This window comes from Streptomyces sp. NPDC001027, from assembly GCF_040299045.1.
GTDB lineage: Bacteria > Actinomycetota > Actinomycetes > Streptomycetales > Streptomycetaceae > Streptomyces.
The window spans coordinates 1-13,053 of sequence record NZ_JBEPBI010000051.1 but is presented as its reverse complement, the minus strand read 5'-3'; the positions used below and the strand labels follow the sequence as shown (position 1 = coordinate 13,053).

14 protein-coding genes are annotated in these 13,053 nt (G+C 69.1%); 7 read left to right on the top strand and 7 right to left on the bottom strand.

Features of this window, described 5'->3' with window-relative positions; all coding sequences use genetic code 11:
* The first annotated feature begins 38 nt into the window (after nucleotides 1–38).
* Entirely contained in the window at nucleotides 39–917 is an 879-nt protein-coding gene (locus ABT300_RS16865) for a GNAT family N-acetyltransferase (protein ID WP_351675978.1), read from the top strand.
* A 61-nt stretch (nucleotides 918–978) separates the two neighbouring features.
* Here the strand turns inward: ABT300_RS16865 and ABT300_RS16860 are convergent, their stop codons facing one another.
* On the bottom strand, nucleotides 979–2,196 hold the full coding sequence (locus ABT300_RS16860) for an MFS transporter (protein ID WP_351675976.1): 1,218 nt from the start codon (nucleotides 2,194–2,196) through the stop codon (nucleotides 979–981).
* 141 nt (nucleotides 2,197–2,337) lie between these two features.
* Here ABT300_RS16860 and ABT300_RS16855 point away from each other — a divergent pair, with 141 nt between their 5' ends.
* Together ABT300_RS16855 and ABT300_RS16850 are read left to right on the top strand one after the other, a co-directional pair.
* Nucleotides 2,338–2,811: a MarR family winged helix-turn-helix transcriptional regulator gene (locus tag ABT300_RS16855; RefSeq protein WP_351675974.1), complete on the top strand. Its 474-nt coding sequence runs from the start codon at nucleotides 2,338–2,340 to the stop codon at nucleotides 2,809–2,811.
* Between the two features lie 9 nt (nucleotides 2,812–2,820).
* Complete coding sequence (locus tag ABT300_RS16850) at nucleotides 2,821–3,273, top strand: GNAT family N-acetyltransferase (protein ID WP_351675971.1); 453 nt, start codon at nucleotides 2,821–2,823, stop codon at nucleotides 3,271–3,273.
* Nucleotides 3,274–3,344: 71 nt separating this feature from the next.
* On the opposite strand, the gene ABT300_RS16845 is transcribed toward ABT300_RS16850, so the two are convergent.
* Together ABT300_RS16845 and dnaB are read right to left on the bottom strand one after the other, a co-directional pair.
* Nucleotides 3,345–4,739, bottom strand: a complete 1,395-nt coding sequence (locus ABT300_RS16845) for a serine hydrolase domain-containing protein (protein ID WP_351675968.1) — start codon at nucleotides 4,737–4,739, stop codon at nucleotides 3,345–3,347.
* 59 nt (nucleotides 4,740–4,798) lie between these two features.
* Nucleotides 4,799–6,274 carry a replicative DNA helicase gene (gene dnaB, locus ABT300_RS16840; protein WP_351675965.1) on the bottom strand — a complete coding sequence of 492 codons (1,476 nt, stop codon included), beginning with the start codon at nucleotides 6,272–6,274 and terminating at the stop codon, nucleotides 4,799–4,801.
* 457 nt (nucleotides 6,275–6,731) lie between these two features.
* Between dnaB and ABT300_RS16835 the strand changes: the two genes are divergently transcribed.
* A complete protein-coding gene (locus ABT300_RS16835) occupies nucleotides 6,732–8,069 on the top strand; it encodes an MATE family efflux transporter (protein WP_351675963.1) in 1,338 nt (445 codons plus the stop codon).
* 139 nt (nucleotides 8,070–8,208) lie between these two features.
* Here the strand turns inward: ABT300_RS16835 and rplI are convergent, their stop codons facing one another.
* The 4 genes from rplI to rpsF all read right to left on the bottom strand — a co-directional run bounded on the left by rplI (nucleotide 8,209) and on the right by rpsF (nucleotide 9,956).
* Nucleotides 8,209–8,655, bottom strand: a complete 447-nt coding sequence (gene rplI, locus ABT300_RS16830) for a 50S ribosomal protein L9 (RefSeq protein ID WP_107443001.1) — start codon at nucleotides 8,653–8,655, stop codon at nucleotides 8,209–8,211.
* Nucleotides 8,656–8,673: 18 nt separating this feature from the next.
* Entirely contained in the window at nucleotides 8,674–8,910 is a 237-nt protein-coding gene (gene rpsR, locus ABT300_RS16825; protein ID WP_020130672.1) for a 30S ribosomal protein S18, read from the bottom strand.
* 76 nt (nucleotides 8,911–8,986) lie between these two features.
* Complete coding sequence (locus ABT300_RS16820; RefSeq protein WP_351675959.1) at nucleotides 8,987–9,589, bottom strand: single-stranded DNA-binding protein; 603 nt, start codon at nucleotides 9,587–9,589, stop codon at nucleotides 8,987–8,989.
* A 76-nt stretch (nucleotides 9,590–9,665) separates the two neighbouring features.
* Nucleotides 9,666–9,956 (bottom strand): 30S ribosomal protein S6, encoded by a 291-nt coding sequence (rpsF, locus tag ABT300_RS16815; protein WP_006604399.1) that lies wholly within the window; start codon nucleotides 9,954–9,956, stop codon nucleotides 9,666–9,668.
* A 287-nt stretch (nucleotides 9,957–10,243) separates the two neighbouring features.
* Here rpsF and ABT300_RS16810 point away from each other — a divergent pair, with 287 nt between their 5' ends.
* From ABT300_RS16810 to ABT300_RS16800, 3 genes are all read left to right on the top strand, one after another.
* Complete coding sequence (locus tag ABT300_RS16810) at nucleotides 10,244–10,555, top strand: hypothetical protein (RefSeq protein WP_351675957.1); 312 nt, start codon at nucleotides 10,244–10,246, stop codon at nucleotides 10,553–10,555.
* Between the two features lie 216 nt (nucleotides 10,556–10,771).
* On the top strand, nucleotides 10,772–11,893 hold the full coding sequence (gene femX / locus ABT300_RS16805) for a peptidoglycan bridge formation glycyltransferase FemX (protein ID WP_351675954.1): 1,122 nt from the start codon (nucleotides 10,772–10,774) through the stop codon (nucleotides 11,891–11,893).
* An 86-nt stretch (nucleotides 11,894–11,979) separates the two neighbouring features.
* A complete protein-coding gene (locus tag ABT300_RS16800; RefSeq protein WP_306950460.1) occupies nucleotides 11,980–13,011 on the top strand; it encodes an alanine racemase in 1,032 nt (343 codons plus the stop codon).
* Nucleotides 13,012–13,053 lie beyond the last annotated feature (42 nt).

Below are 13,053 nucleotides of genomic sequence, written 5' to 3'. Positions count from 1 at the left end.
GTGGACGCCGACAGCGCTGGTCGGACAGCCTGAACGACGTGCCGACTCCTTCCCTCGCCGATCTGCCCATCCGCCGTCTGACGCACCGCGATCTCGCCGCCTGCGCCGACTTGTCCGAGGATCGGGGGTGGCCGCGCGAGGAGCACAAGTGGGGCCTCCTTCTGTCAGCGGGAAAGGGCTACGGCATCGACGACCCTGACGGAGGCATCGTCAGTGCCTGCGTCGTCACCGAGTACGGACCGTACGGCGATCCCTCCTTCGGAGCCGTCGGCATGGTGCTGGTCGCCGCGCGGCACGCCCGACAAGGCGTGGGCCGACGCCTGATGCGGCACATCGTCTCCCTGATGGGCGCCACGCCGCTGACCCTGCACGCGACACCGAACGGCCGCCCGCTCTACGAGGAACTGGGCTTCAAGACCACGGGCCGGGCGGAAATGCTGCGCGGGCACTTCACACCGCGCGTCCCCGCTGCCACCCCTGCACCCGACATCGCCACACGTGCCGCGACGGCCGAGGACCTCCCCGCGGTCCTGCGTCTCGACGAGGAGGTCTTCGGCGCCGACCGTACGCACGTGATCACCCGTCTGCCCGCCTTCGCCGATCAGTTCCGGGTCGCCGAGGAGGCCGGCCGGATCATCGGCTACGCGGCGGCTTGGCCGAACATGGACACACAGGTAGTGGGCCCGTTGATCGCCAGGGACACCAAGACCGCACAGGCCCTGCTGTCCTCGCTCGCGGCCCGTACCGACCTGCCGCTGCGCACGGACATCGACGTACGGCACGAGGAGCTGCTGGCGTGGGCGAAGGCACAGGGACTGGAGTCGGTCGCCTTCAACTCCGTGATGACCTATGGCATCCCGGAACTGCCAGGTGACTGGCGCCGGCGTTTCGCGCCACTGACCGTGGCCGCCGGCTGACCACGCCGGTTGACCGACGCTGAGGCGCGGGCGAGCAGGAACGCTGGCGGACACCGAGTGGTCAGTGCCGGAGAGCGGCCTGCCGTCCGTCGCCCGCGCCCTCGGCTACCAGGACGCCGGGCCGGCCGGAGACATCGCCACGGCGCTCCAGGGCGGCGGAGACGACGGCGAGGAGGAGAGCGCCTGCGGCCAGGGCCGCGCCCACCCAATTCGGCGCCGTGTAGCCCAGACCGGCGGTGATGACCATGCCTCCGAGCCAGGCGGACAGCGCGTTGCCCAGGTTGAAGGCGCCGATGTTCACCGCCGAAGCGAGTGTCGGCGCGCCGTGCGCCTGGTCCAGGACGCGCTTTTGCAGCGGCGGGACGGTGGCGAAACCGAGAGCGCCGATGAGGACGATGGTGACGGCCGCGAGGATCTTGTGGTGAGCGGTCAGCGTGAACAGCGCCAGGACGACCGCCAGGGCGCCCAGCGACACGTACAGCATGGGCATCAGGGCACGGTCGGCGTACCTGCCGCCGACGAGGTTCCCGCCCACCATTCCGAGTCCGAAGAGGACCAGCAGCCAGGTGACGGACCCGTCGGCGAAGCCGGCCACGTGGGTCATCATCGGTGCGATGTAGGTGATGGCCGCGAAGACTCCGCCGAAGCCGAGGACGGTCATCGCCATGGCGAGCAGCACCTGGGCGTTCTTGAAGGCGGCCAGTTCGTGGCGCAGGCGTACGCCTGCGGGCCGCGGCATCTCGGGCACGAGCCGGGCGATGCCCACCAGCCCCACGACGCCCAGCGCGGCGACGACGGCGAAGGTGAACCGCCAGCCGACCGTCTGCCCGACCAGTGTGCCCAGCGGGACGCCGACCACGTTGGCGACGGTGAGCCCGGTGAACATCATCGCGATGGCCCCGGCCTTCCTGTCGGGGGCGACCAGGGCGGCGGCGACTACTGATCCGATGCCGAAGAACGCCCCGTGGGCGAGGGAGGCCACGACACGGCCGATCAGCATCACGGCGAAGGTCGGGGCGGCGGCGGAAAGCAGATTGCCCACGACGAACAGGCCCATCAGCACCATGAGCATCCGTTTGCGGGACGCCTTGGCGCCGAGGACGGTCATCAGCGGAGCGCCGAACATGACGCCGAGTGCGTAGCCCGTCACCAGGAGACCCGCGGTGGGAATCGCGACCCCGAAGTCGCCGGCGACCTCGGGCAGCAAGCCCATGATCACGAACTCGGTCGTTCCGATGCCGAAGGCTCCGATCGCGAGAGCCAGAAGCGCGAGAGGCACGAGGAGCAGCCCCTTCCAGAAGATTGCATAAGCTCTTTACGCTCGGCCACAATAGTTGCAGACGCGGGATATATGCAACCGCCGACTATCTCGGAACTGCCCTATCCTGATGTCGGCCGCTCGGGACGGAGGAGAACGCCCATGACTGCGACGGACCCCGCGCTCACCGCTCTCGCCCAGGGCTGGTGCGCGCTCTCCCTGCTGCACGGGAGGATCGAGGCCCACATCGAACGCGCCCTGCAAGCCGGACACGACCTGAGCGTGCGCGAGTACTCCCTGCTCGACGTGCTCAGTCGGCAGCACGACGGTGACGGAGGGCATCTGCAGATGAAGCAGGTGGCCGACGCGGTCCTTCTCAGCCAGAGCGCCACGACCCGGCTCGTCACCCGACTCGAGGACCGCGGACTCCTCGAGCGTTACCTCTGCCCCACCGACCGCCGGGGCATCTACACCAATGTCACCGAAGCCGGCCTGACGCTGCTCGCCGCAGCCCGTCCGACCAACGACGCCGCCTTGCGCGAGGCCCTCGACGAGGCCGCGGAGACCCCGGAACTGGCCCCCCTGGTCCGGGTCGTGGAGTCGCTCGGAGCACCCGCTGCCGCCCCATCGTCCTAGGGTGGCGCCATGGGAGATCTTGAAATACGAGCCGCCGTCGCTGAGGACGTTCCTGCGATCGTCGGCATGCTCGCGGACGACCCTCTGGGCGCGCAGCGCGAGTCGCCGGACGACCTGGGCCCTTATCTGGCCGCTCTGGAACGGTTGACCGCCGACCCCAACCAGCGACTGGTCGTCGCCGTGCGCGAGGGACGCGTCGTCGGCACGCTGCAGTTGACGATCGTTCCGGGCCTCTCCCGGCGCGGAGCGACCCGGTCGATCATCGAAGCGGTGCGCGTGCACGCCGACGAGCGCGGCAGCGGCCTGGGCACACGGTTCATCGAGTGGGCGATCGAGGAGTCCCGCGCAGAGAACTGCCAACTCGTCCAGTTGACCTCGGACGTCACCCGCACCGACGCCCACCGGTTCTACGAGCGGCTCGGCTTCACGGCCTCGCACGTCGGTTTCAAGCTGCAACTCTGAGACCGGCGTCGGGAAGCGCACACTGCATCGGGGACGCGCCCTGTTTCACGTGAAACAGGGCGCGTCCGCTCTCATCGCGCTGCGGAGATTCCCCGCCATCCCGCGGGGTCGACTCCGCCGGGCACTGCGGCCCCCTCGTCGTACGGCTGGCGCGTGAACACGAACGACCCCAGGTCCAGGTGGTCCACGCTCCCGTCGGGCCGCCGTACGGCCCTCAGGAGCTCTCCGGCGTAGTAGCCCTCCAAGCCGGTCCAGGTGCCGTCCCCGTTCGGCCGGAACCGGGAACGCCGACCGCCGCCCGACAGCGGCCCCAGGGAGACGAGGCCGTCGGACGTGACCCGCAAGGCGTGAGCGCTCGTGCCCCAGTACCACTGCCCCGCCAACTCCAGAACGGCGGCGTCGACTTCCGGCAGCGGGCGCCACGGCTCGGGGATGCGCGGCTCGGCGTCGGCGACGATGCGTACGAGATCGGACGCCACCTGGGACACCATGAGGCCGGAGGTGCAGTTGGCGAGCACCACGGCGGCCACGTCGTCCGCCACTCCGATGGTGAGAGACGCCAGGAAGCCCGGCACCGACCCGGAATGACCCACGAGCAGACGGCCGTCACGCTGCTGGATCTGCAGCCCGAGACCGTAGGTGGCTCCCTCGGCCAGATCCCCCGGCCCGGCGGGCGCGGACGGCGTCTGCATCTCGCGCAGGGTCTCCACGCCGAGCACGCGTTCGTCGCCCTGCGCCAGAAAGGCGGCGAAGCGCGCGAGGTCGCCGGTCGTGGACCAGAGCTGTCCCGCGGAGGCCATGCGCCCGAAGTCCTCGACGGGCTCGGGCAGCATGACGTCGGCCCACGGATGCACCGCCCAGCCGCCCGCCGCCGGCGCCTGGGGCCGGACGCCTGTGCGCGTCAGGCCCAGAGGTTCGATCACCTCACCGCGCACCGCCTCTTCCCAGGGCACCCCGCGGAGCTCTTCCACCAGGGCGCCCAGGAGCGTGTAGCCCACGTTCGAGTAGTGATACCGCCGTCCGGCCGCGCACGGAGCGGTCAGGTCGCCCAGGACGTCGGCGAGCCCGGGACGCAGCGAGCCCGGAGTGCGCTCCCACCAGGGGCCGGGCGATTCGGCGGCCAACCCGGCGGTGTGGGACAGCAGTTCGGCCACGGTGGTCTCGCCCGCGCCGGTGCCGGGCAGGTGCTTCTCCAGCGGGTCGTCGAGGCCGAGCACGCCCTCGTCACGCAGCCGCAGTACGAGGACGGCGGTGAAGGTCTTGGTGATCGAGCCGATCCGGTACTGCACGTCCTGGTCCGGCGCGTGCCCCTCGACCGAGGTCCGCGCCCCGTGCCACACGGTCTGCCCGTCCCTTACGACCGCGGCGACGAGCGACGGGGCCCGGCCTTCCGACTGGGCCACGGCGATCCGGTGAAGCAGCGCCCGCCGGGTGCCGGCCAGCAGGCCTTCCTGAGGTGTCGTCATGGGCCCAGTCCACCCGCAACACCCCTCGGCGTCGAGTTCATTTCCCCTGGGGCGCGGGATCAGGTCTGGGCCATGTCCACGAACCGTGAGTAGTGGCCCTGGAAGGCCACCGTGATCGTGGCCGTCGGGCCGTTACGGTGCTTGCCCACGATGATGTCGGCCTCGCCCGCCCGCGGGGACTCCTTCTCGTACGCGTCCTCGCGGTGCAGCAGGATCACCATGTCGGCGTCCTGCTCGATGGAGCCGGACTCACGCAGGTCGGACACCATCGGCTTCTTGTCCGTGCGCTGCTCGGGACCACGGTTGAGCTGCGAGAGCGCGATCACCGGCACCTCCAGCTCCTTGGCGAGCAGCTTGAGGTTACGGGACATGTCCGAGACCTCCTGCTGACGGCTCTCGGAACGCTTCGAGCCACCGGCCTGCATCAGCTGCAGATAGTCGATGATCACGAGCTTGATGTCGCTGCGCTGCTTCAGCCGGCGGCACTTGGCGCGGATCTCCATCATCGACAGGTTCGGGGAGTCGTCGATGTAGAGCGGGGCGGAGGAGACCTCGGGCATGCGGCGGGCCAGCCGGGTCCAGTCGTCGTCGGTCATGGTGCCGGAGCGCATGTGGTGCAGGGCGACACGGGCCTCGGCGGAGAGAAGACGCATCGCGATCTCGTTGCGTCCCATTTCCAGGGAGAAGATGACGCTCGGCAGGTTGTTCTTGATCGACGCCGCACGGGCGAAGTCCAGCGCGAGCGTGGACTTTCCCATGGCGGGACGGGCCGCGATGACGATCATCTGGCCCGGGTGCAGACCGTTGGTGAGCGAATCGAGGTCGGTGAAGCCGGTGGGCACGCCCGTCATCTCACCGCTGCGGGAGCCGATCGCCTCGATCTCGTCGAGAGCGCCTTCCATGATGTCGCCGAGCGGCAGGTAGTCCTCGCTGGTGCGCTGCTCGGTGACGGCGTAGATCTCCGCCTGGGCCCGGTTGACGATCTCGTCGACGTCGTCGTCGGCCGCGTATCCCATCTGGGTGATGCGGGTGCCGGCCTCGACCAGCCGGCGCAGGACCGCCCGCTCGTGGACGATCTCCGCGTAGTACTCCGCGTTCGCCGCCGTCGGCACCGTCTGGACGAGGGTGTGGAGATAGGAGGCCCCGCCGACCTTGTTGATCTCGCCGCGCTTCGTGAGCTCGGCCGCGATGGTGATCGGGTCGGCCGGCTCGCCCTTGGCGTAGACGTCGAGGATCGCCTGGTAGATCGTCTCGTGGGCCGGCTTGTAGAAGTCATGCCCCTTGAGGACCTCCACCACGTCCGCGATGGCGTCCTTCGACAGGAGCATGCCGCCGAGCACGGACTGCTCGGCGTCGAGGTCCTGCGGCGGCACCCGCTCGAAAGGCGTCCCGCCGCCCTCCCAGTCGCCGCTGTCCCGGCCCCGCTCGTGCTGCTCCTCGCGGCCACGGCCCCCGTCTCGCCGACGGGAGGCGGGCAGACGATCACTGGGACCGCTGTCGGCCCACGGGTCGTCCAAGGGCTCGGAAATGCTCACCGAGCCACCTCCTCCCGTCCGCCGAGCGGACCTCGCCGTGCATCTGTTCTACGGCACGACACTGACAATTGAGAGGCCCAACTCCGGTTGTGGCGCGTCGGTTTTGTGAGGTTTCACCGGCCGACGGACGGAGCGGGCGCCGGACCACGGTAGGCCCGCGGGCACCGTCAGCCAATCTGGTTATCCACAGGCCGTGTGGACGACGGCCCGGATGCTGTGGAGAACTCCGCCAAACCTGTGCACGACCCGGTGGACAGGCCTGTGAACAAGCCCTCGATTTTTCTCGATCAAGCCTTCCGACCTGCAATTTCCCCATCCACCGGCTGTGCAGAAGAAAAAGTTGCCCGGTCGGACCAAGATCCCTTCGAACGGCGCGCGAGAAGGAGTGGGACGCAACGCCGAGTAAGGGGTGTAGCGCAGTTGCGTCTCTTACCTGTGGACGATTAGATTAGTGCTCATGACACAGGCTCCCGCGCCCGCCGAGGCTCCCCGACGACGGCATGATCGCGAGATCCTCGCACTGGCCGTGCCGGCGTTCGGCGCTCTCGTCGCCGAGCCGCTCTTCGTCATGGCCGACAGCGCGATCGTCGGCCATCTCGGCACCGCCCAACTGGCCGGACTCGGCATCGCCTCCGCGCTCCTGACGACCGCCGTCAGCGTCTTCGTCTTCCTCGCCTACGCCACCACCGCCGCCGTTGCCCGCCGCGTCGGCTCCGGTGACCTCCCGGCCGCCATCCGGCAGGGCATGGACGGCATCTGGCTGGCGCTGGCCCTGGGCGCCGCCGTGATCATCGCCGTCCTTCCCGGCGCGCCGTCGCTCGTGGCCCTCTTCGGCGCATCGGACACGGCCGCACCGTACGCCACCACCTATCTGCGCATCTCGGCCCTCGGCATCCCGGCCATGCTCGTCGTCCTGGCAGCGACGGGAGTTCTGCGCGGGCTTCAGAACACAAGGACACCCCTCTACGTCGCGGTCGGCGGATTCGTCGCCAACGGCGCGCTGAACGCCGCGCTCGTCTACGGTGCGGATCTCGGCATAGCGGGATCCGCCTGGGGCACCGTCGTCGCCCAGTGGGCCATGGCCGTGGTCTATCTGGCGGTGGTGATCCGGGGAGCCCGCCGTCATGGTGCGTCCCTGCGGCCCGACGCCGCCGGAATCAGGGCGTCGGCCCAGGCCGGAGCCCCCTTGCTGGTCCGCACGCTCTCCCTGCGGGCGATTCTGATGATCGCCACCGCCGTGGCCGCCCGTCTCGGGGACGACGACATCGCGGCCCATCAGATCGCTCTGGGGCTGTGGAGCCTGCTCGCCTTCGCCCTCGACGCCATCGCCATCGCCGGACAAGCCATCATCGGGCGGTATCTGGGGGCCGATGACGCCCAGGGCGCTCGGGACGTCTGCCGCCGTATGGTCGAGTGGGGCATCGCCGTGGGCGTGGCACTCGGCCTGTTGGTCGTCGTCACCCGGCCGCTGTTTCTGCCGCTGTTCACCGGCGACCAGGCAGTGAAGGACGCCGCTCTGCCCGCTCTGCTCGTGGTGGCGCTCTCCCAGCCTCTCTGCGGCGTCGTCTTCGTACTGGACGGTGTGCTGATGGGTGCGGGAGACGGCCCCTATCTGGCCTGGGCGATGGTGGCCACGCTGGCCGTCTTCATCCCCGTGGCACTGCTCGTACCGGTTCTCGGCGGCGGTCTCACCGCGATCTGGGGAGCGATGACGTTGATGATGACCGTGCGGATGCTCACCCTCTGGCTGCGAGCGCGCTCGGGGCGCTGGGTCATCACCGGTGCGACCCGCTGACCGTTCCACGTGAAACCACCGTCGCCCAGCAGGCGTTTCACGTGAAACAGGCAAGCGGAAGGGGCCGCACCCGGTGGGTACGGCCCCTTCTCGGCTCTCAAGCCGATTCCCAGCTCTACGAGCCGGGCGAGCGACGCGATCAGGCCGCGACGACCTCGATGTTGACCTTGGCGGCAACCTCGGGGTGCAGACGCACGGACGTCTCGTGAGCGCCCAGGGTCTTGATCGGCGAGCCGAGCTCGATGCGGCGCTTGTCGACCTCGGGGCCACCGGAAGCCTTGATCGCCGAGGCGACGTCGGCCGGGGTGACGGAACCGAAGAGACGACCGGCGTCGCCGGAGCGAACGGCCAGACGAACCCGGACACCCTCGAGCTGGGCCTTCACCGCGTTGGCCTGCTCAATGGTCTGGATCTCGTGGATCTTGCGAGCACGACGGATCTGCTCGACGTCCTTCTCGCCGCCCTTGGTCCAACGGATCGCGAAGTTCCGCGGGATCAGGTAGTTGCGAGCGTAGCCGTCCTTGACGTCGACGACGTCGCCCGCGGCGCCGAGGCCGGAGACCTCGTGAGTGAGGATGATCTTCATTTGTCGGTCACCCTTCCCTTATCGCGCCTGGGCGGTGTAGGGCAGCAGCGCCATCTCACGGCTGTTCTTCACGGCCGTGGCGACGTCACGCTGGTGCTGCGTGCAGTTGCCGGTCACGCGACGGGCACGGATCTTGCCGCGGTCGGAAATGAACTTCCGCAGCATGTTCGTGTCCTTGTAGTCCACGTACGTGACCTTGTCCTTGCAAAAAGCGCAGACCTTTTTCTTAGGCTTGCGCACAGGCGGCTTCGCCATGGTGTTTCTCCTGTGTGATCAAGAAGTTGGGATACGACCCGCCTTCGACCCGGCCCGGACAACCGGGCCAGAAGGTCTAGAAGGGGGGTTCGTCCGAGTAGCCGCCGCCGCTGGAGCCGCCGGAGTTTCCACCCCAGCCGCCGCCACCGCCACCGCCGCCGCCCTGCTGGCCGCCGGCGGGAGCGCCGGTCGCCCAGGGGTCGTCGGCGGGAGCGCCGCCGCCCTGCTGGCCGCCGCCGGAGTTCCCACCCCAGCCGCCGCCACCCTGGCCGCCACCGCCGCCGTAACCACCCTGGCCGCCCTGGCCACTGCGGCCGGAAGCCTTGGTGACCTTGGCCGTGGCACTGCGCAGGCTGGCGCCGACTTCCTCGACGTCCAGCTCGTAGACCGTGCGCTTGACGCCCTCACGGTCCTCGTAGGACCGCTGCTTCAGCCGGCCCTGCACGATGACGCGCATGCCTCGCTGGAGCGACTCCGCGACGTTCTCCGCCGCCTGACGCCAGACGGAGCAGGTCAGGAACAGGCTCTCGCCGTCCTTCCACTCGTTCGTCTGGCGGTCGAAGGTGCGGGGAGTGGACGCGACACGGAACTTCGCGACCGCCGCACCGGAGGGGGTGAAGCGCAGCTCGGGGTCGTCGACAAGATTGCCGACGACCGTGATGACGGTCTCGCCTGCCATGGGGGAACCTCTCGGCGGGTTTGCTGCTGGCTGCTGGTGCTGCTACTCGGAATCCCGAGATCAGCTGAGCGTGAGCTCAGTGGGTCTCGGGGCGGAGGACCTTGGTCCGGAGGACCGACTCGTTCAGGTTCATCTGGCGGTCGAGCTCCTTGACGACCGCAGGCTCGGCCTGCAGGTCGATGACCGAGTAGATGCCCTCGGGCTTCTTCTTGATCTCGTACGAGAGACGACGACGGCCCCAGGTGTCGACCTTCTCGACCTTTCCGTTGCCCTCACGGACGACGGAGAGGAAGTTCTCGATCAGCGGGGAGACAGCGCGCTCCTCGAGATCGGGGTCGAGGATGACCATCACCTCGTAGTGACGCATGTGGAACCCACCTCCTTTGGACTCAGCGGCCACGGTCGATCCGTGGCAGGAGGGTTGTGATGCGTACGCAACGGTATCGGCCGCCACTGACAATCGAGGGTCGGCGAGCGACATCCTCGATCTGAGCTGGGCGGACTCCCTGGCATGGCCTGGGCAGACACCGGTGCAGAGGGTACAGAGTACCTGCACACGCGCTTCCGGTTGAAATCCGGCGTGGGTGACCGTCAATCTGTACACGTCGGGTGTGTATGGCGCTACGATGCGCCGCCTTCCGCAGGAGGTGCCGTATGGCACAGGCATTGCGACCCAATACCGCCGGATCTCTCTTCGCCACCGACGGCAGACCCCATCCGCTCCAGGACGCGCTGCTCGCGGTGACGCTGGTGCTCGGACTGACGGCCTTCATCACGTCGTTCTTCCACAGCCTGCATCTGCTCAGCTCCTGGACCGGACTGGTCGGGATCCTGACGGGGGCGTACGGGCAGTGGGTCTCCGAGACCACCCGTGAACGCTTCGGTCTGATCCTGGGTCTCGGCGCCTCGGGCTTCGGCTTCTTCATCGGCATGGCGCACGGCGGACTCTTCGGCGGACTCTGGTGACCCGGCCGGCGCCGCCGGCCGCGGCGCCCCGGGTCCCCTGCGTCCCGTAGGACACCCGGAACACCCACGAACCCAGACGGAACGCCCCGGCTGCGCGCGGGCCGGGGCGCAGGTTCCCCACGCCCAGTCAGGCCGCTCGAAAGGCGCAGTAGGCTTCGGCGCGAGAGCCGGAGCCCCTGAACCCATGGGGACACACCAGCCCGAGGAGCGCCCCGAATGAGCCTGACCCTGAGGACGATCAGCCGCGAGCAGCATCTGGCGTACATCCAGAGCCTGCCGTCGGCGAGCCACATGCAGGTTCCGGCCTGGGCCGACGTCAAGGCCGAGTGGCGTTCGGAGAGCCTCGGCTGGTTCGACGAGCGGACCGGCGAACTGGTCGGCGCGGGTCTCGTCCTCTACCGCCAGCTGCCCAAGATCAAGCGCTACCTGGCCTATCTGCCCGAGGGCCCGGTCATCAACTGGTACGCGCCGAATCTCACCGAGTGGCTCGAACCGATGCTGGCGCACCTCAAGCAACAGGGCGCGTTCTCGGTGAAGATGGGCCCGCCGGTGATCATCCGCCGCTGGGAGGCCACTTCCATCAAGGCCGGAATCCAGAGCCCGGACGTGAAGCGGCTGCGCGACATCGAGGCCGACTTCATCGAGCCGCGCGCGTTCGAGGTGGCCGACAAGCTGCGCCGCATGGGCTGGCAGCAGGGCGAGGACGGCGGGGCCGGCTTCGGCGACGTCCAGCCGCGTTACGTCTACCAGGTGCCGCTGGCGAACCGTTCCCTCGAAGAGGTCCACAAGAACTTCAACCAGCTGTGGCGCCGCAACATCAAGAAGGCCGAGAAGGCGGGCGTCGAGGTCGTCCAGGGCGGTTACCACGACCTTGAGGAATGGCAGCGGCTGTACGAGATCACCGCCGTGCGCGACCACTTCCGGCCGCGCCCGCTGTCGTACTTCCAGCGCATGTGGTCGGCCCTCAACACCGAGGACCCCAACCGGATGCGGCTGTACTTCGCCCGCCACAACGGCGTGAACCTCTCGGCGGCCACGATGCTGATCGTCGGCGGACACGTCTGGTACTCGTACGGCGCCTCCGACAACATCGGCCGCGAGTTCCGTCCGTCGAACGCCATGCAGTGGCGCATGCTGCGCGACGCCTACGCGCTCGGCGCCACCGTCTACGACCTGCGCGGCATCTCCGACTCCCTGGACGAGACCGACCACCTCTTCGGCCTGATCCAGTTCAAGGTCGGCACGGGCGGCCAGGCCGCCGAGTACCTCGGCGAGTGGGACTTCCCGCTGAACAAGCTGCTCCACAAGGCCCTCGACATCTACATGTCACGCCGCTGACGTCCCGTCCAGTGCTTGCATGTCTCCGACACCCCTGACGCACTTCCCCCACAACCGCAGCCCCGAGAAAGGTCCCAGGTCCGGCCATGGCGCTCACCCTCTACGTCGACACCGCGCGCTGGCGGGCGCACCACAAGCACGTGCAGGAGCAGTTCCCGGGGCTCGTACCGGTCTGCAAGGGCAACGGCTACGGCTTCGGGCACGACCGGCTGGCGGAGGAGGCCACCCGGCTGGGTTCGGACGTCCTCGCCGTCGGCACGACGTACGAGGCCGCGCGCATCAAGGACTTCTTCGGCGGCGACCTCCTGGTGCTGACGCCCTACCGGCGCGGTGAGGAGCCCGTCCCGCTGCCCGACCGGGTCGTGCGCTCGGTGTCGTCGGTGGACGGCGTGTACGGCCTCGTGGGGGCCCGTGTGGTCATCGAGGTGATGTCGTCGATGAAGCGGCACGGCATCAGCGAGCAGGACCTGCCGCAGCTGCACGCGGCCATCGAGAACGTCCGGCTGGAGGGCTTCGCCATCCACCTGCCGCTGGACCGCACGGACGGCTCCGACGCCGTCGAGGAGGTCATCGGCTGGATGGACCGGCTGCGCGCGGCCCGTCTGCCGCTGCACACGATGTTCGTCAGCCACCTCAAGGCCGACGAACTCGCGCGACTGCAGCAGCAGTTCCCGCAGACCCGCTTCCGGGCCCGGATCGGCACGCGGCTGTGGCTCGGGGACCACGACGCCACCGAGTACCGCGGCGCCGTCCTGGACGTCACCAAGGTCGCCAAGGGGGACCGCTTCGGCTACCGGCAGCAGAAGGCCGCCTCCGACGGCTTTCTGGTCGTCGTGGCGGGCGGTACGTCGCACGGGGTCGGCCTGGAGGCCCCCAAGGCCCTGCACGGCGTCATGCCGCGCGCCAAGGGCGTCGCCCGGGCCGGTCTCGCCACCGTGAACCGGAACCTCTCGCCGTTCGTCTGGGGCGGCAAGCAGCGCTGGTTCGCCGAGCCGCCGCACATGCAGGTGTCCATCCTGTTCGTGCCCTCGGACGCACCGGAGCCGCACGTCGGCGACGAGCTGGTGGCCCATCTGCGGCACACCACCACCCAGTTCGACCGGCTCGTGGACCGCTGAGCGGCTGACAGACGTGGCAGAGGCCGTGGGCGGAGGTTGCGC